This is a genomic window from Pseudomonas sp. GXZC, from assembly GCF_026967615.1.
Lineage (GTDB): Bacteria > Pseudomonadota > Gammaproteobacteria > Pseudomonadales > Pseudomonadaceae > Aquipseudomonas > Aquipseudomonas azotoformans_A.
The window spans coordinates 4,900,477-4,923,397 of record NZ_CP114115.1; the positions used below are offsets into that span (position 1 = coordinate 4,900,477).

The 22,921-nt window shown below is 59.3% G+C and carries 21 protein-coding genes; 10 read left to right on the forward strand and 11 right to left on the reverse strand.

Going from position 1 to position 22,921, the window contains the following annotated elements:
* Window positions 1-43: 43 nt before the first annotated feature.
* Entirely contained in the window at window positions 44-928 is an 885-nt protein-coding gene (locus tag OZ428_RS23065; protein ID WP_269131421.1) for a LysR family transcriptional regulator, read from the reverse strand.
* A gap of 103 nt (window positions 929-1,031) precedes the next feature.
* Between OZ428_RS23065 and OZ428_RS23070 the strand changes: the two genes are divergently transcribed.
* Entirely contained in the window at window positions 1,032-2,021 is a 990-nt protein-coding gene (locus tag OZ428_RS23070; protein ID WP_269131422.1) for a zinc-dependent alcohol dehydrogenase family protein, read from the forward strand.
* A 341-nt stretch (window positions 2,022-2,362) separates the two neighbouring features.
* A complete protein-coding gene (locus tag OZ428_RS23075; protein ID WP_269131423.1) occupies window positions 2,363-2,602 on the forward strand; it encodes a DUF6124 family protein in 240 nt (79 codons plus the stop codon).
* A 164-nt stretch (window positions 2,603-2,766) separates the two neighbouring features.
* Here OZ428_RS23075 and OZ428_RS23080 read toward each other — a convergent pair whose 3' ends face one another.
* From OZ428_RS23080 to OZ428_RS23095, 4 genes are all read right to left on the reverse strand, one after another.
* The gene (locus tag OZ428_RS23080; protein WP_269131424.1) at window positions 2,767-3,942 is read right to left on the reverse strand and encodes a hypothetical protein; all 1,176 of its coding nucleotides are present in this window, start codon (window positions 3,940-3,942) and stop codon (window positions 2,767-2,769) included.
* Window positions 3,943-4,127: 185 nt separating this feature from the next.
* Window positions 4,128-5,957 (reverse strand): hypothetical protein, encoded by a 1,830-nt coding sequence (locus tag OZ428_RS23085; protein ID WP_269131425.1) that lies wholly within the window; start codon window positions 5,955-5,957, stop codon window positions 4,128-4,130.
* Between the two features lie 277 nt (window positions 5,958-6,234).
* Entirely contained in the window at window positions 6,235-8,073 is a 1,839-nt protein-coding gene (locus tag OZ428_RS23090) for an ATP-binding protein (protein ID WP_269131426.1), read from the reverse strand.
* Window positions 8,074-8,209: 136 nt separating this feature from the next.
* Entirely contained in the window at window positions 8,210-9,121 is a 912-nt protein-coding gene (locus OZ428_RS23095) for a tetratricopeptide repeat protein (RefSeq protein WP_269131427.1), read from the reverse strand.
* Between the two features lie 215 nt (window positions 9,122-9,336).
* Between OZ428_RS23095 and OZ428_RS23100 the strand changes: the two genes are divergently transcribed.
* The 3 genes from OZ428_RS23100 to OZ428_RS23110 all read left to right on the forward strand — a co-directional run bounded on the left by OZ428_RS23100 (window position 9,337) and on the right by OZ428_RS23110 (window position 11,342).
* Entirely contained in the window at window positions 9,337-9,636 is a 300-nt protein-coding gene (locus OZ428_RS23100) for a hypothetical protein (protein ID WP_269131428.1), read from the forward strand.
* A 25-nt stretch (window positions 9,637-9,661) separates the two neighbouring features.
* Window positions 9,662-10,024: a hypothetical protein gene (locus tag OZ428_RS23105; protein ID WP_269131429.1), complete on the forward strand. Its 363-nt coding sequence runs from the start codon at window positions 9,662-9,664 to the stop codon at window positions 10,022-10,024.
* Window positions 10,025-10,094: 70 nt separating this feature from the next.
* A complete protein-coding gene (locus OZ428_RS23110) occupies window positions 10,095-11,342 on the forward strand; it encodes a hypothetical protein (protein ID WP_269131430.1) in 1,248 nt (415 codons plus the stop codon).
* Here OZ428_RS23110 and OZ428_RS23115 read toward each other — a convergent pair whose 3' ends face one another.
* Entirely contained in the window at window positions 11,343-11,930 is a 588-nt protein-coding gene (locus OZ428_RS23115; protein WP_269131431.1) for a TetR/AcrR family transcriptional regulator, read from the reverse strand.
* Window positions 11,931-12,038: 108 nt separating this feature from the next.
* Here OZ428_RS23115 and OZ428_RS23120 point away from each other — a divergent pair, with 108 nt between their 5' ends.
* Both OZ428_RS23120 and solA read left to right on the forward strand, forming a co-directional pair.
* Entirely contained in the window at window positions 12,039-13,277 is a 1,239-nt protein-coding gene (locus OZ428_RS23120) for an epoxide hydrolase family protein (protein WP_269131432.1), read from the forward strand.
* A gap of 67 nt (window positions 13,278-13,344) precedes the next feature.
* Complete coding sequence (gene solA / locus OZ428_RS23125; protein ID WP_269131433.1) at window positions 13,345-14,520, forward strand: N-methyl-L-tryptophan oxidase; 1,176 nt, start codon at window positions 13,345-13,347, stop codon at window positions 14,518-14,520.
* 12 nt (window positions 14,521-14,532) lie between these two features.
* On the opposite strand, the gene OZ428_RS23130 is transcribed toward solA, so the two are convergent.
* On the reverse strand, window positions 14,533-15,255 hold the full coding sequence (locus OZ428_RS23130; protein WP_177076357.1) for a BPL-N domain-containing protein: 723 nt from the start codon (window positions 15,253-15,255) through the stop codon (window positions 14,533-14,535).
* A gap of 304 nt (window positions 15,256-15,559) precedes the next feature.
* On the opposite strand from OZ428_RS23130, the gene OZ428_RS23135 reads away from it, so the two are divergent.
* Window positions 15,560-16,186 carry a LysE family translocator gene (locus OZ428_RS23135; RefSeq protein ID WP_269131434.1) on the forward strand — a complete coding sequence of 209 codons (627 nt, stop codon included), beginning with the start codon at window positions 15,560-15,562 and terminating at the stop codon, window positions 16,184-16,186.
* Here the strand turns inward: OZ428_RS23135 and OZ428_RS23140 are convergent, their stop codons facing one another.
* On the reverse strand, window positions 16,187-16,813 hold the full coding sequence (locus OZ428_RS23140; RefSeq protein WP_269131435.1) for a glutathione S-transferase family protein: 627 nt from the start codon (window positions 16,811-16,813) through the stop codon (window positions 16,187-16,189).
* Between the two features lie 130 nt (window positions 16,814-16,943).
* On the opposite strand from OZ428_RS23140, the gene OZ428_RS23145 reads away from it, so the two are divergent.
* Window positions 16,944-17,399: a VOC family protein gene (locus OZ428_RS23145; protein ID WP_033901055.1), complete on the forward strand. Its 456-nt coding sequence runs from the start codon at window positions 16,944-16,946 to the stop codon at window positions 17,397-17,399.
* On the opposite strand, the gene OZ428_RS23150 is transcribed toward OZ428_RS23145, so the two are convergent.
* Window positions 17,377-18,003: a TetR/AcrR family transcriptional regulator gene (locus OZ428_RS23150; protein ID WP_033901054.1), complete on the reverse strand. Its 627-nt coding sequence runs from the start codon at window positions 18,001-18,003 to the stop codon at window positions 17,377-17,379. The two genes, OZ428_RS23145 and OZ428_RS23150, sit on opposite strands and share 23 nt — an antisense overlap.
* A 136-nt stretch (window positions 18,004-18,139) precedes the next feature.
* Here OZ428_RS23150 and OZ428_RS23155 point away from each other — a divergent pair, with 136 nt between their 5' ends.
* Window positions 18,140-18,580, forward strand: a complete 441-nt coding sequence (locus OZ428_RS23155; RefSeq protein WP_061449112.1) for a hotdog fold domain-containing protein — start codon at window positions 18,140-18,142, stop codon at window positions 18,578-18,580.
* A 38-nt stretch (window positions 18,581-18,618) separates the two neighbouring features.
* Here OZ428_RS23155 and OZ428_RS23160 read toward each other — a convergent pair whose 3' ends face one another.
* A complete protein-coding gene (locus tag OZ428_RS23160) occupies window positions 18,619-20,355 on the reverse strand; it encodes an OPT family oligopeptide transporter (protein WP_269131436.1) in 1,737 nt (578 codons plus the stop codon).
* A 319-nt stretch (window positions 20,356-20,674) separates the two neighbouring features.
* Window positions 20,675-22,732 carry a methyl-accepting chemotaxis protein gene (locus tag OZ428_RS23165; RefSeq protein ID WP_269131437.1) on the reverse strand — a complete coding sequence of 686 codons (2,058 nt, stop codon included), beginning with the start codon at window positions 22,730-22,732 and terminating at the stop codon, window positions 20,675-20,677.
* Window positions 22,733-22,921 lie beyond the last annotated feature (189 nt).

Here is a 22,921-nt window from a genome sequence, read left to right on the forward strand (position 1 = left end):
TGAACAGGGGGCGGGCCATTCTGACGCTGGCCCGCCCCCTTGATCACCGCCCCAACACCCCCTTCACAAACTCCACAAAACTGCGCACCTTCGGCGTCACCTGCCGACCCGCCGTGTAAAGCAAGTTCATCGGCAACACTGGCACACTGTAGCCCGGCAACAACGCCACCAACGTGCCCTTGCGCAGCGCGTCGTTCACCAACTCCTGGGGCAACAACACCACACCCAGCCCGGCCACTGCCGCCGAGAGCAGCGGGTCGCCCTGATTAATCGTCAAACGGCTTGTAATCGGCACCTCCAGCCGCCCCTCCGGCCCGTCGAACTGCAAATGCGAGCGCCCGTCCGAATAGGCAAACGCCAGGCACTCATGTTCCTGCAAATCCCAAGGTGTGATGAGGGTGGGTCGCCGCGCCAGATAAGCCGGCGCCGCGCACAACACCATCTGATAAGGCTTGAGGGGCAAGGCGGTCAGGCCGCTGTCGGCCAGCTCGCCGATGCGAAACACCACGTCGTAGCCGTCTTCCACCAGGTCGATCAGCTCGTTGGACAAGGTCAGGTCCACCGACACCTGCGGGTACTTGACCATGTATTCCAGCAAACGCGGCGCCAGGGTGCTGACGCCAAAGGTGACCGGCGCATTGATGCGCAGGCGCCCACTGGGCACGCCACGGGTGACGGCGGCCATTTCTTCGGCGGCGTCCATGTCCGCCAGAATCAGCTTGGCGCGCTGGTAAAACGTGCGCCCAAAGTCGGTCAGGCTCTGCTTGCGCGTGGTGCGGTTGAGCAGCGACACACCCAGGTGCTGCTCCAGCATCTTCACCTGCTTGCCGATCAACTGCGGCGACAGGTTCAACTCATCCGCCACCGCACTGAACGAGCCCAGTTCCACGGCTTTGACGAAGGTGGCCATCAAGGTAAGGCGGTCCATTGGAAACCCGTTGTTTCTAGTGTTGCGCCATCCTAGGCCTTTATCCCACGCCTTCCCAAGCCTAAATTGAACGTCTTATCGATCAACACCGAGGTTTACCCCCATGGCACGCATTGTCCGAATCCACGCCTACGGCGACGCCAGCGTCTTGAAGCTCGAAGACATCGACTTACCCGCCCCCGCCGCCGATGAAGTGCAAATCGACGTCAAAGCCTTCGGCCTCAACCGCGCCGAAGTCATGTTCCGCAACCACGCCTACCTGCAAGAAGCCGAATTCCCCAGCCGCCTGGGCTACGAAGCCGCCGGCGTAGTCACCGCCGTCGGCGCCAACGTCAGTGACCTCCAAGTAGGCGACGCCGTCAGCGTCATCCCACCGCTCGACATCGCCCGCTGGGGCACCTACGGCGAAGTCGCCAACGTGCCCGCCCACCTCACCGTCAAACACCCACAAAACCTCAGCTTCGTCCAAGCCGCCGCCTCCTGGATGCAATACGTCACCGCCTGGGGCGCCCTGGTCGAACAAGCCAAACTCACCACAGGCGACTTCGTACTGGTGACCGCCGCCTCCAGCAGCGTCGGCCTCGCCGCCTTCCAGATCGCCCGCAGCGTCGGCGCCACTACCATTGCCGTCACCCGCACCCGCGCCAAACAACGAGCCCTGCTCGACGCCGGCGCCCACCACGTCATCGTCAGCGATGAAGAAAACCTGGTGGAACGCGTGATGCAACTGACCGACGGCAAAGGCGCCCGCGTGGTGTTCGACCCCATCGGCGGGCCGGGCTTCGAAGCCCTCACCCAAAGCATGGCCCAGGGCGGGATCTTGCTGGAGTACGGCGCGTTGAGTGCCGAGCCGACGCCGTTTCCGTTGCTTACCGTGTTGGGCAAATGTTTGACGCTCAAGGGGTATCTGTACGCCGAGATCGTCGCCGACCCGGCTGCGTTGGAACGGGCTAAAGCGTTCATCTTGGATGGGCTCGCGTCGGGCGCGTTGGCGCCGGTGATTGCGAAGACGTTTGCGTTGGATGAGGTGCAGGAGGCGCATCGGTATTTGGAGGCGAACCAGCAGGTAGGCAAGGTGGTGGTGACGGTATAAGGAAATCGTCCTAGGACATTTCCCAAAGGTGGGGAGTGGGTTGCCCGATTGCCTACGCGTAGCCCAGAATCCGCTGGCTTGTGTGCTGGAGTGGTGGAATCTAAGGTTGCGCGGTCACTGAATTTTTCGGTGATCGGGTTTAGTAGCCTGATGGTTCAATTACGTCGAGTGCACGAGCTTCATCAATCTGACATCCCTGTCGGTGCTTGATGGTGGCTGTGCGCAGGGCGCCTCCGGGCGCGCCGGCTTTGCGTAATTCCCCGGTCTACTAACCTGCGTACAGCTGCCACCCCCTTGTTTAGTAGCGATGGGGTGACGGCCCGACTTAGGGAATTACGAATATGTGCAAAGCCTCATCGGACCCAACTATTCTCTTTAGCGTCAGTTCCGACGCCAGCACTGAAAGCCTCATTACCAATAGCTACGAGACCTTTAGCTCGGTTAGCACTCTTCTGCTCGACCTCTCGGAAGACCTCAGCGGTAAGCACCGTGACATTGCGCTAGCGATTCACCAACTGAGCGAATTGGGCGTGCTCATGACGGCAAGACTTCTCGACCACGAAGTACCCTGCCCTCGTTGAATAGCAGAAATCCCAGTCACTAGCTGACTGTTCGCCGAATCGTCGTATGCCGCAGTCACGATTCGGCGACTTTGCTTCCCATCAAATCGATGAATTCCGGAGCAGGGCTAAATCTTCGATTTTACCTGTGGAGCCCAGGGTCTGCCTTCGGCCAGAAGCGGATACTACCAGTCCATATTTGCAGCTTGATCAGCCACGTTGGAAAGATACTCAACCAAGTCTTCCATCTCCTCTAGTGATCCCATAGCACGGGAGTAGGTCCCATCCGCGCAAAATGTCAAAATTACTGGCAAGCTGCTGCCTTGAATGTATAACTGTGCCGGGGCCCTTTTTCCTGACCAAAGGAGCATAATGAATATATCGACCACACCAAACGCCAACTCATAATCGAAATTTAGGTTACTACCGAGGGAAAACTTTTTACTTCCAGTTTTTTCTGGTAACAAAACCGGAACGGCACCCGCCGAGGAGTGGAATGAGAAAGCTTCGCCACCTTTTCCAAAAGCGCCATGAGCTATATGGTTTCTGAGTTCCTGCCGTAAAGAAAGTGCACTATCAAATAAAGATTTCTCTTGTATGCCCGTTATATCGAACACTGCCTTAAACTTTCGCGACCAATCCGCCGCGGCCAAATCCGCCACTTCACGTGCTGTTGTGACGCCTCCAGTTAATATCGCTATATGTATAAGCACGTGCTCGGTCCAACTAAAAAATGATTCGATAGCAGAAATTCCTAACCAGTTCGCCTCTTGTTTGAGATTTGAATTCGCCCCTCCAAAGGCCCAAATACCCAATGGCAAATTTCCCTGCTTAACCTTCAAGGCGTGCAGTACACCCTCAGCAACCGATTCAGAACACTTAGATTTATAGGCCTCCCTCATGAATTCAAATCGGCAAAAAAGCGGAATACTATTATTAATTACGTTTACTTCAGACAGCTCTATCGCCTGACGAGCAAGATGATCAAAAAATGGAGTCGCTGCCTTTACAGCTTTCTGAACGCGAGTCGCAATTTCCTCTGCCGCCGCTCCTTCGATTTCAGGATCATGAGCATAAAGACCAAACCCAAACTTGCCATGCTCAAGCAAAAATGCTCTACCATTAAAATCGATGGGAATGGACCAATCTATTTTTTCAAAACGGCCAAGATTTTTAAATCCCAGCAAATCCACCAGCAAGAAATAAACCAGATAGTATGGCGGTAGCTTTCGTTTCGTATGCACTTGTTTGCAATTGAACAAAAAGTGCTTATCAGCTGTTGTGGAACCATCGGCAGCCTTAATTGCCCCAAGCGCTCGCTGCGCCGACTGCCGAATCATCTCGATATTTTCAGGCGACATGTCTAACCCCAACTACAATTTTGACCGAAGCCATAACATCATACTTTAGAACGCTAACCCCACCATCAATACAATCGAAAGCGGTGAAGAAAGGGAACGAAATTATTTTCCGAAAAAAAATAAAGCCGCCCCCTCTTGGTAACGTTGGCAATTCCACTTTCTTCATTAGCTGTATGAAGCCACCTTTACCTACCAAGATTATCTAGTTGACTCTTTAGTCGCTCAAGCTCTTCTCTTAACTCTAAATTTTCTTTTTCCAGCATCTTTGTCCGAATAGCTTTTTTGTTTGCATTGCCTGGTATTGATAACAGTGTTTCGAGCTCATCCTTGTATGGCATTATTGGTTGATAAAGCTGGTGATATGCTCTGCCAACTGCGCCTCTGTAGAGCTGTAGCTCTGGACTATCCCTCCCTACCAAAAGAGTATGCCTAGTGGCGATTCCGGGATAAGGATCAATGAATATAATTTTGCTGATTCCGAGTTGATAGGCTTTCTTAGAGCAGAGCTCGCATGGACTAGCTGTAGTAAATAATATCCCGCCTCTAAGTTTCATCCCGCCATGCTTTGAAATCTGAAGAAATGCATTCTCTTCCGCGTGCAGTGAGCGTGTATGCACTTGGTTTTTTTCACCATCTATTTCATTCTGCATATCTTTAAAGCAGAAAGATAAATTGCGACCTTCCAAAAGGGATGACTTTCTTAGCTTGTCGAATTTCCCATGTAAAACCTCTCTGAACTTACTATCATTTCTTTCATACTCACTGTATGCGTAGGTGTCTTGACCAAGAAGTAAGTCTTCGGCATTTCTGAGAAGGCATGGCACTTGCCCTTGCGGTGTATTATTCCATCCAACTGACTTGACAGAAAACTCTTCATCAGTAACAGCTGCTCCCACCTGCCTGGATATGCAGCCAGAACTTTGCTTGACCGTATAAGCAATTTGCATGCAACTTTCTATAGATGTCGGCATTATCAAACCCGGATGCTGTATTAAAGAAACATACCAGGCAAGTTGGCATTTTAGCTCAACATTATTGAATTGTTCTTTTCGAGGATTGTGTATATGTATATCGGATATCTCTATGCATTTCTGTATATTTTGGGAAACAAACTTGCTATACCCTGAAAGTTTGCTTGGATACTCTTTTTCATCAAGCTCTTTTATTTGGGACTCAGAAAACTTATGCGTACTGCGGAGATGGGCGAGCCTATTGTCATTTTCCGTGTTTATTGAAACCAAATAAAAACCAGCATAACGCTCTTTAAAGAATATTGCCTCATAAGGATTTCTAATAGCATCAATCACTATAAAGCAGGACTCATTATTTTTCCGAGCTACGTGGTGCGCTGATTTTATTATTTTGTTTATAGTTCTTGGAAAATGAAAAACTTTTGAATCGTCAAATTTAGAGCTGTTTACCTGCCCCGAGGCTCGAATATTGTCGCCTGCACTCTGATATATTTTTGTGTACGCATCAATCGAGATATTTTTTAGGACATCGCGTATTTTGTTTGAAAAAAATGGCAACCTCTTGAAATACAGATCAAAAGCAAACTCCTGCTTAATTTCGATTTCATCAAGTGTTTTCTCAGGAATTCTGAGATATTCAGATATTTCGATATGCAAATCTTCATATTCTTCTTTTATTTCTCTCAGAAACTCGGAAGTCTTATGTATATCTCTAACCATCACATCAGAAACAAAGCGGCAAAATTCTGGAAAACTCAATGCAAGGATGTATCTAGTTATCACAGTTCTAACTTGAAGACACTTAAACGGCTGCCATCGATGCTCTATAAACCTCTTTATTATTCGATGTTTTCTTAGCTCATTATTTGTAATTCCGGGATACGCACTCTCTGGAAGTTCAATGGTGGCATTGCAAAGAATTTCTGCTGATGTAGAACAGCCCGAACCAGTTCTTCCAGTCAAACCAATTACAACAAATCTTTTATTCTCTTTGTAAACACTTCCAATAGCTCTGGATGATGAATTTCCTGAGAGTTCTGACATATGCTTTTCCATGCGTGATTTTTTGGGGACTGTCAGCTGTTACCTAGGTTGGTTGTGAGCCGTTCAGACGGATTGAGCGTAGCGAAACCTATCGATAATGGCTATCTGACAGTCTCCAATGCTGCGCTTACCAGTTGCGTCATCGACCGCCACTTCATTTGCCCATCTTTGGACCGGAAAAGGGGACAGGACCAACCCTCATATAACAGATAGTCTGCCTCCTGGCCGATAGCGGACGATCATCGGCTCCCTCCTCCGTATCAAACAATTACTACCCCTACCTCCCCAACAACTCCCTAACCCTCCCCCCCAACACCTCCACCGCAAACGGCTTCGTCAACACCCCCATCCCCGCCCCCAACTGCCCATACCCCATCACCGCATTCTCCGCATACCCCGTAATAAACAACGTCTTCAACCCCGGCCTCAACTCCATCCCCGCCTCCGCCATCTGCCTTCCATTCATCCCACCCGGCAACCCCACATCCGTCACCAGCAGATCAATATGCACATCCGACCTCAACAGTTTCAGCCCCGCCGCGCTGTCGGCGGCTTCGATCACGGTGTAGCCCAGCTCCCCCAGTACATCGGCGAGCAGCATGCGCACGGTAGATTCATCGTCCACCAGCAGCACGGTTTCGCCGTGTTGGGCGACTTCGATAGCCACTTGCCCTGGGGCCAATTCATCCCCCGGTGCGGTGCCGTGGTGGCGTGGGAGGTAGAGGGACACGCAGGTGCCTTCGCCTTCGGTGGAGTGCAGGTGCACTTGGCCGCCGGATTGTTGGGCGAAGCCGTAGATCATGGACAGGCCCAGGCCGGTGCCTTGGCCGATGGGTTTGGTGGTGAAGAAGGGTTCGAATACGTGGGCCATGACGTCGGGGGACATGCCGGTGCCGGTGTCGGTGACGCTCAGGCGCAGGTAGGGGCCTTCGGCCAGGTCGTAGGCGCGGGCGGCGGTGGCGTCGAGCCAGTGGTTGCTGGTTTGCAGTTGGATGCGGCCGCCTTGGGGCATGGCGTCGCGGGCGTTGATGCACAGGTTGAGCAGTGCGTTTTCCAGTTGGCTGACGTCGACGAAGGCGGTCCAGGCATCGGCGGCGCCGGTGGTTTCGATCTGGATGCCGGGGCCGGCGGTGCGTTGGATGAGTTCGGCCATGCCGTACATCAGGGTGTTGACGTTGGTGGCGCGCGGTTCCAGGGTTTGCCGGCGCGAGAAGGCCAGTAGGCGTTGGGTGAGGACGGCGGCGCGTTTGGCCGAGCCTTGGGCGGCGACCATGTATTTGTCGACGTCGCTGAGGCGGCCTTGGGTGATGCGGCGGTTCATCAGTTCCAGCGCGCCGGAGATGCCGGCGAGCAGGTTGTTGAAGTCATGGGCCAGGCCGCCGGTGAGTTGGCCGACGGCTTCCATTTTTTGCGATTGGCGTAGTTTTTCTTCGGCCTGCATGAGCATGGCGGTGCGTTCGGCTACACGCTGCTCCAGTGTTTCGTTGAGGGCGCGCAGTTCAGCCTGGGCGTCGCGCAGGGCTTCGTCGGCGATGGTGCGTTCCAGCAGGTCGGCGGCTTGGCGGGCGAGGATGTCGAGCAGGCGCAGGTCGCGTTCGGATGGCTGGTGCGGCGTGCTCCAGTGGGTGGAGATCATGCCGAGCAGGCGCCCGTCGCGGGACAACAACGGGGTGGTCTGGGCCGAGCGGATGCCAGTGTTGCGGAAGGCTTGCAGGTCATCGGTGCCGGCGATGTCGGGCCATTCTTCGAAGTCGGGGATGATGGCGCGCTGGCCCAGTTGCAGGGCCATGGTGCAACTGCTGTAGGCCATGGGGCTCACCCATTGCCAGAACCCGACCGCTTCCGGTGGCAGACCGCGCGAGCACAAGAGCTGCAACTGGCCGCCATGGCCGGACGGGTGCCCTTCGGGGCACAGCAGCTGCATGGTGCCGAACTGCGAGCCGGTGATGGACACGGCGGCGTCGACGATCTTGCCGTAGAGGGCTTCGAGGTCTTGCTCGCCGATCAGGTCGAGGCTGATGCGGTGCAGGAATTCGATGTCCGACAGGGCGGTTTCCGAGTCACGGGAAACGCCTAAGGGGAAAGCGGCCGGAAAGGCGGTGCGTAGGGTTTTCATGGGACTACCAAGGGAATGGCATTGAGCTATTAGCAGGTTATCAGCAAAGCTGTGACCACGCGCTCTGGGCAGACGTTCGGTGGCGATCGCTGCCAAGTGCCGTCAGTTCACTGGCTTGACGGTCAGGCGTCGATTATCAGCGCGACTTTAAGTAGACATCCGCCAGCACTTCCCAGGTCTTGCGCCCTGGAGGCAATAGCGGCTCGCCCTCAAATCGATATTCGCCCAGCCCCTTCAGCACCGCCTGGTCCATCGCGCTATCACCCGAACCGTGCTCGATGGACAACTGAGGCAACGCAGAGCCCTGCTGGTATTGCACTTTCACGATGACATGCTTGGCCGCAGGCCCTGGCTTGAAGACGGCTGACACCTCGTCTTGAACACGCCACATCCTGCGCTTGAGCCGACTCTGCGCGATCCCGACCCAGACTTGGTTGTAACGTTGCTCTTGCTCGGCGCTGAGTGTTACACCACGGGCGCGTAACCGCTGAATACCGTCCCAGGCTTCGCCGAAACTGGATCGGGTCGCGCTCAGGTAAAGCGCCAGTGCGCCCTGCTGATCTTGCGGGCCGCCCTTGCCTTCTTCCATCAGCTTGGCCAAGCCGAGCTCCGCACTGGCGCTGTCCTTGATGGCCGCTGCGCGCCGGTAAAACTGGCGGGCTTTCACATAGTCCGGCGGCCCGTCGAGATCGCTTTGAGCGAGATCAGCCAAGAAGAGGTAAGCCTGTTCATCGACGTCGGCCACCGCCTGGTAAAGCGCCTTGGCTTTCGGGATGTCTCGCGACACGCCCTGACCTCTTTCATAGAGGTTGCCGAGCATGATCGTGCACTTCAAGTTGCCTTTGTCGCTGCGGTCCTGGATGTAGTCAACCTGCTTGCGCGTGATGGAGGCTTCATCCCGGAAGGCCCAGCAACGCAGGCCGGCCATAGGATCATCCTGGGTACTGGTGCTTTGGCACCCACTCATCAGCGTGGCGAGTGCCAGCAAAACCAAGGGGAAGCGAACGCCAACCCCGAGAACAGCGACGCGATTGATCCAGCGATGCAAGGCTCATCTCCTTATGCTTGCGTGGAATTGATTGCATTGTGCCATCTTTCTGCTGATTGGCCTTACCGGAATGTGTGCGTTTGGGCGGCCTTGTCCGCAGCGCGGCGCTCCCTTTCATCCATACGCAGGACCGGGCGTGCTTTCACAGCGCTGAAAAATAGCCTGGCGGTGTTGTAGACTTCCCGGCCTTCAACCCCCTACTTGAGAACATGGACGTGAAAAAACTACTGCTGCTCGGCTGCATCACCGCAACCCTGGCGGGCTGCACCTTCACCGGCGCCAACGAAGTGGCACCGGGCGAGTACATGATCACCAGCCATGGCAGCATCTTCAATTCCCGTGAAGGCCTGCTGGAAAACATCAACCAGAAAGCCGCGAAAGTCTGCGACGGCAAGCCGTATCACTTGGAAGGCGACAGTGGCGCGAACATGGTGGTGAGCACCACCACACATATTGGCCAGACGCCCACTACCGTGCTGGGCTTGAAGGCGGTGTGTGAAGGTCGCAAAGAATAGCGCTCGTCTTCTTTCGGAGGTTTCCATGGCTCAATCCAAACGCGACAGCACCCGCATCGAGCGCCGCCTCGTCGCCACGCTCACCGACGCCTGCGAAACCGCCAAAGCCGAAATCCCAGGGTTTGAATGGTTGACCCACACGGTCAACTACGCCGACTTCCCAGGCAGCCTGCGTATCACCTGGGTCTTCGACACTCGCGCCAGCCAGGCGCAGGCCGTGGCGACGAGGTTGGACGCGCGTATCCGCGAGTTGACCGCCACCGCACTGCATGATGCCGAGATCCCGCCCGTGCAATTGGCGCGTTGCGTTCACCTGGATTCTGAAGAAGCCTGCCACGCCCAGCACGGCGGCAATTGGCGTTTGCGCCTGATGCGCTCAGCCAACTAGAGACTGACACCCAACTGCTGGATAATGCCCCCGCCCTGTTCCTCGCCTGCCGATAAGGAAGTCCTGTCCCATGAAGTTGCCGTTTTCCGCTGCCCTGCTCGCGTCTGCCCTGCTGGCGCCGTCCTTTGCCCAGGCCGACGACGCCGCCTTGGTCGACACGCTCAAGGCCTTCACCCGTTGTGATGAGACGTTCTTCAGCCGCCTGAACACCCATCGCGACGCCTGGCAGGCCTATGCGCCGCTCAAGCAGGAGAAGGACTTCACCTGGATCGCGGTGCGCGACCGCACCGAACCCAAGGCCTCGGCCGTGCCGGTGAGTGCGCCGGCCATCGCGGGGTTGAAGCTGCTGTCCTATAACGATGAGGTCAGCGATCTTGGCCCGTTGGGCCTGTATTACTTCTGGGGCTTCACGGTGGACGGCCCGATTGATGAGGTCGCCCCGCGCCTCGCGGCGTTGCTCGACCAACCCGGTGCGCTGCAAAAAGGCGAGGGGCAATACACGCGCAGTGAGTTGAAGGTGGGCAACAGTTGGCAGGCGATCAAGCCGATGCCGGGCAAGGCGCCGGGGCTGCGCAATGTGGAGCGGGTGCTGATCGTGGAGCCGGAGGGCAAGTATTCCCGTGTGAGCTGTTCGGTGCAGGGTGGCGTGAATGCCGGGTTGCTGGCGCTGTTGCGGCCGGACATCGCGCCGGTGGATTACCCGCGCACCGTGGCGGAAACCAACCTCGGCGATGTGCCGGTGCCGCCCAACGTGCTCCAGGGCCTCGACGCACCACTGCTGCAACCCAAGTTCAAGACGTTGAGCTACAGCTACCTGTCGAAGAACGCCGCAGGCAAGGACGCGCCGATCACCATCCGTTTCAAGGCCGAAGACGGTTTGCTGGTGAAGAACGAAGCCTACGGCGCCGCCTTCAATGTGGACCGTTTGATGCTGGCGGACCTGATCCAGCTGAAGTCGAAAATGAACGGCGTGGGCGAAGGCCAGGTGCTGCAGACCCGTGAGGCCGAGGTAAAATTGCCGACGAGCTGGGCGCCGGGCCAGACCCTGAGTGCGCACTTGAAGATGGCCAACGTGCCGGTCAAGCCCACCGACAAACCGCTCGAAACCACCTTGACCTGCAAGGTGGGCGAGCGCTTCCCGGCACGCCAGGTGTTTGCGTCGTTGACGGGCGATGCCATCCGGTTGGCCTGCGAGCAGGACGGTTATGCGTCGTCGCGCGCGTTTATCGAGGACCTGGGCGTCGCCCTGACGCTGGAGTCGACGTCGAGCCAGACCCACTATGTGAATGAAATCCAGACGCTGGAAGTGGTGCGCTGACTATAGCCCCAGCCCCTGCAAAAACGTGTCGACCTGGCGTTCGAAGCCAGGTCGCTCGAACTTCACCAGCGCCATGCGCCACAGGCCTTGCAGGTAGGTAAGGATCACCGTGGCGGTCACCTGCGGGTCGAGGGATGCTGGCAGCAGGCCCTGGGCCTGATCCTCACTCAGGCGCTCGGCCATGATGCCGCGCACCGCTTCCAACCCCTGCTCGGCGCGCTCGCGCAACTCCGGGTCTGACAACACCACGTCCGTCACCATCGCGGCCACCATGCACAGGGGCGATGGCATCTGTGCGCCTTCCAGGTCATCGAGAATCACGCTGAAAAATGCGCGGATGCCCTCGGCCGCAGTGGGGGCCGATACCAGGGCTTCCAGGCGCCGCGCCACCACATCGTCTTCGTAACGCTGCACGCAGGCCAGGTACAGCTGCTTCTTGCTCTTGAGCGAGTTGTAGAAGGAGCTTTCGCCGATGTCCATGACCTTGAGCAAGTCGCGCAGGCCAGTGGCGACGTAGCCGCGCTGCCAGAACAACACCTTGGCCTTCTCGACGGCCTGGTCGTAATCAAACGCAATTTTTCTCGCCATGGGTCACCTGCCAATTCTGTATCGGCCGATACAATATCATTGACGAGGGATTTCTGCTCAGGCTATTTTGTAGCGGTCGTTACAAACAATTGAACCCTGGAGACAGAGATGCCCGCGACATTCGATTTTTCCGCCCATCGCCCCTTGGTATTGCCGCCGGCCACGGAGGCTGTCATCCCGTTCGAGGTGCACGTGCCCCAGGCTGCCATCGAGGATTTGCAACTGCGCTTGCGCATGGCCCGTTGGCCTGATCAGGAGTTGGTGGAGGACTGGTCGCAAGGTGTGCCGTTGGATGCCGCGAAGTCGCTGGTGGACTACTGGCTCAACGGTTATGACTGGCGCACGTTTGAAGCGCGCTTGAACAGCTTCCCGCAGTTCCGCACGCGGATCGACGGCGTGGGTATTTACTTCATTCACGCACGCTCGCCGCACCCGAACGCTACGCCAATCCTGCTGACCCACGGTTGGCCCGGCTCGGTGTTGGAGTTCCTGAATGTGATCGAGCGCCTCACCGATCCGGTGGCGTTCGGCGGCAAGGCTGAAGATGCGTTTCATGTGGTGGTGCCGGCGATTCCCGGCTACGGTTTTTCCGATAAACCCACCGAGCAAGGCTGGAACCCGGCGCGCATCGCCCGCGCCTGGGCGGTGCTGATGACGCAGCGGCTTGGCTACAAGCACTGGGTGGCCCAGGGCGGCGACTGGGGCGCGGCCATCACCACCGCGTTGGCCGGCCAGGCACCCGAGGGGTTGATGGCGGCGCACGTGAATTTGCCGATGGTGGTGCCGGCGCAATTACCCGCCAACCCGACCGAAGAAGAGCGTCAGGCCCTTGAGGACATCGAGCGTTACGTCAGCGACAAGGCCGGCTACGCCAACCAGATGAACACCCGCCCGCAAACCATCGGCTATGCCCTGAACGATTCGCCGGTGGCCCTGGCCACGTGGATGTATGAAAAATTCTGGGAGTGGACCGACAACAACGGCCGCCCCGAAGACGCCCTCACCCGCGACCAGATGCTCGATGACATCTCGTTGTACTGGTTCACCGGTACCGGCACGTCCAGCGCGCGCCTGTACTGGGAAGGCGTGGGCGCGACCATTCGTGGTGCGGACTTCTTCTCGTCGGCGCGGGGCGGTGTGGAGCGTATCCAGGTGCCGATGGGCGCGAGCATTTTCCCCGCCGAAACCTTCAAGCCGCCACGGGCGTGGGCAGAAGCGGCGTGGGCCAATCTGTTCTATTGGAATGCGGTGGACAAGGGCGGCCACTTTGCGGCGTTTGAACAGCCGCAGGTTTTTGCCGAGGAACTGTGGACGGCGTTCCGGCCGTTTCGCGCAACCACAGGCTGATCGGCCCCTTGTGTTTTAGCCGTGGCTGCACTCAACTATGTGCCCTCCCCTCTAGCGAGTATCGACATTGGAACGTTATGAATCGCTGGTCATCGGCTTGGGCGCCATGGGTGCCGCCACGGTGTACCAACTGGCCAAGGCCGGTGTAAAGGTCGCCGGTATCGACCGTCATCACCCGCCCCACACGTTTGGCTCCAGCCATGGCGATACGCGGATCACGCGGTTGTCGGTGGGTGAAGGCGCGCAGTACGTGCCCATCGTGCGTAATTCGCATCGCATCTGGCGGGAGTTGGAGGCGCTGTCGGGGGAGTCGTTGTTTGAACAGTCGGGGTTGCTGGTGCTCACCTCCCGTGAGGATTTCGACCCAAGCGATGAAACCGACTTCACCTTGCGCACCATTGGCCTGGCGCAAACCTACGGTATCGAGCATGAGGTGCTGGACGCGACTCAGATTCGCCAGCGCTTTCCGCAGTTTGCCCAGGTGGTCGACAGCGCCATCGGCTATTACGAACCCGGTGGCGGGTTCGTGCGGCCCGAGCGCTGCATCGAAGTGCAGTTGCGTCTGGCCGAGCAACAGGGCGCGACGTTGTACAAGGGCGAAACCGTGACCCACATCAGCTCGGACGAGCACGGCGTCACGGTGACCACTGACCAACGCACCTTGCAAGCCGACAAGCTGGTGGTCAGCGCGGGCAACTGGGCGGGGGGGTTGCTGGGGGCGCCGTTTGATCAGTTGCTCAAGGTCTATCGCCAGCAGTTGTTCTGGTTCGAAACGGAGCCGGATGCGGCGCTGGTCGGCGCGTCTCCTACGTTCATTTTTACCCATGGGCCGGGCGAGGGTCACACTAACTACGGCTTCCCGGCGTTGCCTGGCGAAGGCAGTTTGAAAGTGGCGACGGCGCAGTATCACACCGTGTCCACGCCGCAGACGCTGGACCGCACCGTTTCGCCCGCCCAGGAGCGGGAGATGTACGAGCAACAGGTGCAGGGCCGTATCGCCGGGCTGACGGCCAAGGTGGTCAAGTCAGCGGTGTGCGCCTATACGGTGACGCCGGACCATCATTTCATCATCGACCGGCACCCGAGGTTGCAGCACACCTTGGTGGTGTCGCCGTGTTCGGGGCATGGTTTCAAGCATTCGGCGGCGTTGGGTGAGGCGTTTGCGCAGTGGTGCGTGAAGGGCGAGAGCGAGTTGGATCTGTCGTCATTTTCGTTGAAGCGTTTTGAAGGGCAATCGTTCTAAGAACGAGGGGCTTCAAAAGCTGCGGACCAATGAACCAAACAGATCACCCTCAGGCATTTTGCTCACTGGGATCTCGGCATTTTCAAACCACTCCCGACTGGCCTCAGGGTGCGGGCCGCTCAGCACCACCACGCCCTTTTCATAGGTATACCGCGCCGCCGCGACGTCTCCGTTGCGGTAGGTGGCGATGGTTTTATACGACCCTTTCGGAAAGTACGGGCCGTCCTGGAAGAAGACGTGGTCAGGCTTGCCCGCCCACGTGACCTGCACCGCGGCGTCGGCGATGCCGGGCACTTCGAAACCGGGGCGGCCGGCTTCGCCGTCGAGGTCCTGGGGGATCAGGCCAAGGTTGTTGTCATCCGCCAGGTAGGCGCCCATGCACAAGCCTAAATAGCGGCCGCCGTGGGCGACGTAATTGCGGATGGCCTCGCTGCGCGCATCACCCAGGCTGCGCAGCGCTGCGGGAATGTCCTGGCCGCCGCCGGGTTGTACGTAGAGGTCGTAGCGCGCCAGGGTTTGCGGCGTGATGTCGATCGACTCATCCGCGCCCACAAAATCGATGTGATAGTTGGGATTGAGTCGTTGCAGGGCTTTCGCCACGTTTTCGGAACAGTCGTCACAACCCGCCGGGCCCCGGTAGATGGCGACGTGGGTGATAGGCGTCGCGGCCTCGGCCGGTGACGGCAGCAGCAGCGCAAAGGCAAACAGGGTAGCGGCGGTGGCTCGCAGGTTCATGGCGATGGGCTCCAGGGCGGACACCCCAAAGCCTATAGCGATTGCGCCGTTCAATCCGTTAACAGTTGTAAACACCATTCACTTGGGGATAACTGGGGGCCATGCCTAATGCCAGTCAGTTAAGAAGCAGAAAGGGTAAAGGTAACCTGTGGCGAGGGAGCTTGCTCCCGCTGGGCCGCAAAGCGGCCCCAAAAATGGGACTGCTGCGCAGTCCAGCGGGAGCAAGCTCCCTCGCCACAGGTACACTATTCACCCTTAACTGAAGGGCATTAGGGACCGTGCCCCCTTTATGAGAGCGTCCGCCATGTTTGAACTCGCCTCCCTCATCACCTATGTCGCCGTAGTGATTGGCCTGTTTCTGATTCCAGGCCCCTCCGTGTTGCTGGTGATCAGCCGCACCGTGCAAGGCGGACGCAAGGTCGGCGTGGCGACCGGGCTGGGCGTGGCGTGCGGCGACCTGCTGCATACCCTGGGCGCGGCGTTGGGGCTGTCGGCGATTCTGATGACGTCGGCCACGGCGTTCAACGCGGTGAAGTGGGCCGGTGCGGCCTACCTGATCTACCTGGGCGTACGTGCGTTCATGGCCAAGACCGGCTCTCAGACGGGGCTGACCTTGCCCGCCGTCACCCCGCGCCAGGCGTTTTTCCAGGCGGTGGGCGCCGAGGTGCTCAACCCGAAGACTGCGATTTTCTTCCTGGCGTTCCTGCCGCAATTCGTCCACCCGGAATCCGGCTCGTCGCTGGTTCAGTTCGCGGTGCTGGGCCTGATCTTCTCAGTGCTCAGTGCGGTGTACACCAGCCTGCTCGCCCTCGCCATCCGCCCCTTGAGCCGAGGCATCAAGGGGCTGTCCAAACTGCGGCGCTGGGAAGGCAAAATCATCGGCACGCTGTTTATGGGGCTAGGGCTGAAGGTGGCGTTGCAGCAGCGTTAGTCACTTAGCAAACGCATACGTCCCGCCCTGCTCCACCGCCTTGCGATACGCAGGTCGCGCCTGGAATTTCTCCACCCACGCCGCCAAGTTCGGGTAGGCCTGCAACTTGCTCTGGGCCCTGGCGATTTCACCGATAAAGCTCATCTGGATATCCGCGCCGCTCAGCTCATCGCCGAGCAGGTAGGCTTTGCCCGCGAGCACGTCGTTCAGGTAACCGAGGTAGTTGGCGACTTCCGATTCGATCCGCGGGTGCAGCGGCGCACCCGCCTCGCCCAGGCGGCCGACGTAGAGGTTGAGCATCAACGGCAACATGGCCGAGCCTTCGGCAAAGTGCAGCCACTGCACGTAGTGGTCGTAGGTGGCGCTGGCAGGATCCGGTTGCAGGCGGCCCTGGCCGTGGCGGCGGATCAGGTAGTCGATGATGGCGGCGGACTCGATCAGCACCAGGCCGCCGTCTTCGATCACCGGGGATTTGCCCAGCGGGTTGATCGCCTTGAGCTCCGGCGGTGCGAGGTTGGTTTTCGGGTCGCGCTGATAGCGCTTGATCTCGTAGGGCAGGCCGAGTTCTTCGAGCAGCCACAGGATGCGTTGCGAGCGTGAGTTGTTGAGGTGGTGGACGATGATCATTGAAGGCTCCGCAGGGCGAGAGGGGTGTCTTGGGAACAGACTACGCCAGCCTTCGGGAGTGCCGACAAATAATTTTCTGCGTGACGGACGCCGTGGTTACCATGGGGATCGGTTCGAGAGGAGGCACAGCATGGATCTGAAATTCAGCCACGTCGACATATTGGTCGAAAACCTTGAAGAAGCCTGTGCCTATTACGCACACATTCTCAAGGCACGCATTTCCAAGACGTTCGTGTGGGAGCGCGGCGGCCTGCACGTGCGGTATGCCGTGGTGCTGATGGGGCAAGAACGCTTCATGCTGGTCCAGCCGATCGCCGGCAACCTGCGCGAGCTATTGGACGCCCACGGCGAAGGCATGATTTACCGCCACTGCTACACCACGCCGGACATCGAGATCGCTTATGACGAGCTGATCGCCGCCGGTGTGCAGCCGGAGAACGAAAACGGCGTGCCCCTGGCCCGCGAGAACCTGCAATCACCGTCCGGGGGGCGCATTATCTGGCTGCCCAAGCGTTTCGGGCATTTCTCCATGGAGATCCTCGAAGAGGCGACCTTGGAGGCGTTTATTGTGGAGGCGTTTGGCTGATCGAGGCCCACGCCGCCTGCGCCAGCAACGCGGCGTAGTGATTCGGGCTGTGCTTGACCCGGCCGGATAACCACGCACGGGCATAGCTTTCGGCCGCGCCGATGATCAGCGACAGCAGCAGTTCTGCCGGGATATGGCTGAACGCCTCACGGCGGCCTTCGTCGCTCATCCACTCGGTCAATTGCGCGTTGCGCTGTTTGTTACGGGTGAGCAGTTCGTCCTTGTGCGGGCCGTTGGCCACGGCGAAACGGCTCTGGAACATAAAGCGCGCCCATTCGGGTTGCGCATCCACCCACTCCACATAACTGCGCACCAGCGCTTCCACGCCAGCCTGGGCGGTTTGTGCCTGCTTGAGGTGTTGCTCCCGCAGTGCGGCCTGGTCCTCCAACGCGGCAAAAAACAGCGCGGCGACGATGCCTTCCTTGTTGCCGAAGTGATGATAGATGGCGCCCACGCTGGTCTCGCACCGCGCGCGGATGGTTTCGATATTCGTCGCTTCAATACCCACGTCGTTAAAGCTGGCTAGGGCCTCGCGCAGGATGCTGCGCTTGAGGTCGCTGCGCCGGCCCGGGAAGGTGCGCTCGATCAGGTCAGGTGCGTGCATGAAGTGGCTCGCCAAATGTACGGAGTCTAAAGGTACGGCCGCCCGCAGAGAAGACACGGCTTGACATGACTGGATTTTACAGAATATTGTTCCGTCACAGAATATTATTCTGTAATTATTATCAGGAGGATTATCCATGAGCCAGTTTCTCAACCTGTTCAACAGCGCAGGCCCTGCAGCGTTTAGCCAAATGGCCTGCCAAGTGGCGCCCTACTTCAGCACCATCAACCCGCAAGTCGCCGAGCTGCGGCCTGGGCACGCGGTGGTCAACGTGCCGTTTCGCAAGGAAATCACCAACCACCTGGCCTCCGTGCATGCCATTGCGTTGTGCAACGCGGCGGAATTGGCGGGTGGGACGATGACGGATGTGTCGATCCCCCAAGGCGCCAAGTGGATCCCCAAGGGCATGACCGTGGAATACCTGGCGAAGGCCAAGTCGAACATCCGCGCCGTGGCGGATGGCAGCGGCATTGATTGGTCCACCGCAGGGGACAAGATCGTGCCGGTGGATATTTTTGATGAGGGCGACGTGAAGGTGTTCACCGCGAGGATCACCATGAATGTGAAGATCGCCTGAGGCCCTGGCGGCAGGCTCGGCAACTGCCGAGCCACGCTTCAGTGCACCATCGACCACAGTGAAGCACCTACGCCGGTGATGCTCTCCCCCGCAATCAAGCCGGCGGCGGCAGTAATCGCAAAGCGCTCGGTGAGGCTCGGCCAGCGGCAGCTCACCAACCAGGTCAGTATCGCGCCCAGGGCCATCATCAGCGAAACCGAGGCCGGCAGCACAAAGGCCAGGCCCAGGGCGGCGGCACTCGGGAGGAAGCGGGCACGATGGGCAGGCAAGGTGCTGTCCAGCACACCGAGCAGCACACCCACCAGGCCGCCGATGGCAATTGCCCAGCGGATGCTGGTAGACAGTGAATCCAAGCCATGGGTGAGGGTTTGCGCCACGGCTTTCCAGGTAGCGACCGCCGGGGCCGGCCACTCTTCGGTGAGCAGCATGGTTTGCGGATCCGGGATCAATGCCAGGTAGGCGAAGACACCAACGATACTGCCGATGAAAATCCCCAGAATCTGCGCGATCACCTGCTTATGCGGCGTGGCACCAATGGCCTTGCCCACCTTGAAATCATTCATCAAGTCGGTGCACTGCCCGGCCGAGCCACCGGCCGTGTTGGCGCTCATCAGGTTGATCGGTACCTGCCCCGGCGCGACGATGCCAAAGCTCAGCTGAGACAGCTGCCCAATGGCGCCAATAGGCGGAATGCCGGTGGCACCCACCACGCGCGCAGCGACGGCGGCGAGGCAGATCGCCAAGGGAATGGTGAGCAAGGCCATGCCGAGATTGATGCCGAACAGCAACGCCTGCAGGCTCACCACCAGCACGATCGCCAACGCAAAACCGGCGGCCGGCCCCGGTTTGGGCACCGTCCAGCTTGATCCGCCGCTGGCGTGAGTGGACCGGTACAACGCCCACAAACGGATCGCCAACGAGGCCAAGGTGGAACACACCATCAGGCTCACACCCGGCCACAGCAACCACTCCACCAACGCGGCGAACTGCGGGCCGCTGCTGCCCGCAGGCAAGGTCACCCAGTGATGCGCCAACAGCCAGGGGCCCAGGCCACCCCAGGCGAGCAAGGCGCCGAGCAGCAAGGTCAGGCCCACGCGAATGCCGATGATACCGCCGAAGCCCACCAGCAACAGCGAAGGGTCGGCGGTGAAGGTCAGGCGCTCCAACTGGGCGCTGGGCGACCAGCGCGGGAAGGCCCACATGAAGGTATCGACCCACTTGACCAGCCCGGAGAGCAACGCGGCGCTGAGCAACACCTTCAAGCGCGTCGCGGCTTCGCGTCCGTGATTGTAGATGTGCAACAGGGTTTCCAGGGTGGCCATGCCCTCGGGGAATTTCAGCGCCTTGTCATTGAGCAGCGAGGGCCGTAGATACCAGGCGATCCAGATGCCCAGGAAACTCACCGAGAACACCCAGGCGATCATCGGGATGGCATCCAACTGGTTGCCGGTCAGCAAGGTATAGGCCGGGATCGGCGCCACCAACCCACCCGAAATAATCGACGCGGCGGCTGACGCGACGGTCTGGTTGATGTTGCTTTCGTGCAAGGTCCACGGCAGGTGGTCGGTGGAACGTTTGGCCACGCCTTGAAAGATGGCGTAGCCGATCAACAGCGCTATGATCGACATGTTGAACGACCAGCCGATTTTCAACCCGGCGTAGACATTGGACGGCGTGAGCAGGATGCCGAGGACACTGCCGGTGATGACGGCGCGCAGGCTGAGTTCGCGGGTGACGGGGCCGTGCGGGAGGGTCGTTGGCGGGGCTGAAGTCATGCGGAGTCCTTTCGGCGACGAAACAGAGCGACCTAGTAAGTGAGCCCTGTAGAAGCCGAAGGTTCCTGTGGTGGGAGAGCTTGTTGTGTTGAGCGGGCTTGTTTTGGTGAGCAAGCTTCCTGTGGTGTGAGCGGGCTTCCTGTGGTGAGCGGGCTTGCCCCGCGCTGGGCTGCGAAGCGGCCCCATTCAAAACACCGCGCATCGTCAGTTAAACCGAGTCGCCAGAATTCAGGGCTGCTGCGCAGCCCAGCGCGGGGCAAGCCCGCTCACCACACCAAGCCCGCTCACCACAGGAAGCGTGGTCACCACAAAAACCTGCTCACCCCAGGCGAAACCGTGCGGTGTTATCGCTCAATGCCTGGCTGCCCTTGCTCAGGGTGTCGGCCGCGCGGTTCACTGCCCGTGCGCCGTCGAGCAAACGCCCCGCCGCCTGGTCCACTTGCTGGATATTGCCGCTCACTTCATCCGCCGTCGCCGCTTGCTCTTCAACAGCGGTGGCGATCTGCGCCAAGGTGTCGGTGACGTGCTGCACCGCACCGGCAATCTCGCCCAAACGCGTGCCCAACCCGGTGACGGATTCAGCATCCGTCAGTGCCTGTTCACACGCGGCGCCCATCAACGTGACCGCTTGGCTGACCGTGGCGCGCAGGCTGTCGACCGTGCCGGCGATCTGCGCCGTGGAAGCCTGGGTGCGTTGCGACAAGCTGCGCACTTCATCGGCCACCACGGCAAACCCCCGTCCCTGCTCACCGGCGCGGGCGGCTTCGATGGCGGCGTTGAGCGCCAGCAGGTTGGTCTGCTCGGCAATGCCACGGATGGTGTCGACCACCGATTGAATCTGCTGGCCCTGCTGGCTGACCTGCTCCAGCGCATCGGCGGTGTCGGTCAGGCGCAGGTTGAGTTGTTGGATGCTGGCCGTGGTGCGCTGGCTGTCGCGGCTGCTGTCTTCGGCGATGCGCCGGGTCTGCTGGGCGCTGCCGGAAGCTTGTTCGCAGCTCTTGGCGACGCCCAGGGACGTCGCGGCCAATTGGGTGGCCGCAGCGGCAATCTGGCTGATTTGTTGTTGCTGGTCTTCGACTTCGGTGAGGGTGCTGCCCGACTGGGAGTTGAGGGTCAGCACCGCCGAACCCAGTTGCTGCGTCTCGTGATTGACCCCCAATAGGCTGGTGCGCAACTGCACCACCGCCACGTTCAACGCGGTGCTGATGGCCGCGAGTTCGTCGCGCCCTTCCACCGCCACCTCGACGCACAGGTTGCCGTCCCGCAGCGACTCGGCCAGGGTGGTGATGCCACTGGCGCTACGGCGGATCGAGGCTTGCAGACAGATGAACAGGTACAACGCGGCCAGCGCCAACAGGCTGAAGGTCGCCGCCACCGGCACGAAGTTCTGCAACGAGCGATCACGGTAGTGACCCAGGCGCGCATCCAGCGAATCGAGCGATTGGTTACGCAGCGCGCCCAGGCTGTCGAGCATGCCGTCGACACTGGTTTCGAAGGCCGCCGTGTCGAGCTTGATGGTGCCGCCAAACACGCCGTCGTCGAGTACTTTGAGCTCATTGTCCAGGCGTTGCAGGCTGTTGTCGTACTGCACAGTCCAGGGTTCCAGCCCGGCATACTGCTTGGCCTTGAGCGAGGCCGCGGCCTTGACCAACTGGTCCCGCGCATCACCGATGCGGCTGCGCAGGTCACGCATCTGCAAACGGCTCTGCAAGGTGAACTGTCCCGAGGCAATGGACGACTGGCCGACACTGGCCATGCGGCCAATGCGCTCGATCAGGTCGGGGGTGTGCTGGGTGGAAATCTGCATCAGCAGGTAGGTTTCCAGCCACGGGTCGAGGATCAACCCGGCGTCCAGGGTGATCTGCTCGCGCAGGGTTTGCATCGCGGTCAGGGCCGAGGTGAAACGGTCGTAACCGTCCGGCCACCAGCCCACGGTGCGCAGGGATTGGGAGTCCATGCCCTTGACCGTCGCTTGCAAGGCGTCGAAGCGCGCGAGGATATCGGCACTGGCGTGCTGGGCTTTGAGTGAATCGCCCAGGGCTTGCAGGCTTTGCAGGATCACCGGGAAGTTGGCGTCGACCTTGTCCATCGCCGCCTTCGCCGCTGGCGTGGGTGCGTGCAGGATGTCCGCCGCCTTCCAGCGTGCGGCCAGGTTGCGCTGGGCTGTCAGCTGGCCATCCAGCGCATCCAGGGCCAACAGTTGCCGGACGCCGGACTGCTCACTGGAAATCACGGTTAATTTATCGCGATAGTCCGAGCCGATCATCCACAGGCTACCCGCCAGGGGCAGCATGAACAGGAAGAACAGGATCTGGAACTTGCGCGCAAAACCAAAACGCCCCAGCAGGCGGATACCCGGTGACAAAAGGCTGTGCATGTCCGACCACTCCCCAAAAACGACCCACGCGGTGCACCGCAGGGTGAAGCCTTGAAATGACTGACGGCAAAATGCCATGTCATTGATTAGCTTGGCTCAAGCAAGATACGGGCCGCTGTCGGCGTGCCCAAGATAGGCGGCGCGGGAAGCAATCGCGCACGTAGCGTGCGCGAAAATGGGGCAAAAGCA

Coding starts and splice junctions, on each gene's coding strand:
- OZ428_RS23065 (WP_269131421.1), bottom strand. CDS start 928: ATGGACCGCCTTACCTTGATGGCCACCTTCGTCAAAGCCGTGGAACTG.
- OZ428_RS23070 (WP_269131422.1), top strand. CDS start 1,032: ATGGCACGCATTGTCCGAATCCACGCCTACGGCGACGCCAGCGTCTTG.
- OZ428_RS23075 (WP_269131423.1), top strand. CDS start 2,363: ATGTGCAAAGCCTCATCGGACCCAACTATTCTCTTTAGCGTCAGTTCC.
- OZ428_RS23080 (WP_269131424.1), bottom strand. CDS start 3,942: ATGTCGCCTGAAAATATCGAGATGATTCGGCAGTCGGCGCAGCGAGCG.
- OZ428_RS23085 (WP_269131425.1), bottom strand. CDS start 5,957: ATGTCAGAACTCTCAGGAAATTCATCATCCAGAGCTATTGGAAGTGTT.
- OZ428_RS23090 (WP_269131426.1), bottom strand. CDS start 8,073: ATGAAAACCCTACGCACCGCCTTTCCGGCCGCTTTCCCCTTAGGCGTT.
- OZ428_RS23105 (WP_269131429.1), top strand. CDS start 9,662: ATGGCTCAATCCAAACGCGACAGCACCCGCATCGAGCGCCGCCTCGTC.
- OZ428_RS23110 (WP_269131430.1), top strand. CDS start 10,095: ATGAAGTTGCCGTTTTCCGCTGCCCTGCTCGCGTCTGCCCTGCTGGCG.
- OZ428_RS23115 (WP_269131431.1), bottom strand. CDS start 11,930: ATGGCGAGAAAAATTGCGTTTGATTACGACCAGGCCGTCGAGAAGGCC.
- OZ428_RS23120 (WP_269131432.1), top strand. CDS start 12,039: ATGCCCGCGACATTCGATTTTTCCGCCCATCGCCCCTTGGTATTGCCG.
- OZ428_RS23130 (WP_177076357.1), bottom strand. CDS start 15,255: ATGAACCTGCGAGCCACCGCCGCTACCCTGTTTGCCTTTGCGCTGCTG.
- OZ428_RS23135 (WP_269131434.1), top strand. CDS start 15,560: ATGTTTGAACTCGCCTCCCTCATCACCTATGTCGCCGTAGTGATTGGC.
- OZ428_RS23140 (WP_269131435.1), bottom strand. CDS start 16,813: ATGATCATCGTCCACCACCTCAACAACTCACGCTCGCAACGCATCCTG.
- OZ428_RS23145 (WP_033901055.1), top strand. CDS start 16,944: ATGGATCTGAAATTCAGCCACGTCGACATATTGGTCGAAAACCTTGAA.
- OZ428_RS23150 (WP_033901054.1), bottom strand. CDS start 18,003: ATGCACGCACCTGACCTGATCGAGCGCACCTTCCCGGGCCGGCGCAGC.
- OZ428_RS23155 (WP_061449112.1), top strand. CDS start 18,140: ATGAGCCAGTTTCTCAACCTGTTCAACAGCGCAGGCCCTGCAGCGTTT.
- OZ428_RS23160 (WP_269131436.1), bottom strand. CDS start 20,355: ATGACTTCAGCCCCGCCAACGACCCTCCCGCACGGCCCCGTCACCCGC.
- OZ428_RS23165 (WP_269131437.1), bottom strand. CDS start 22,732: ATGCACAGCCTTTTGTCACCGGGTATCCGCCTGCTGGGGCGTTTTGGT.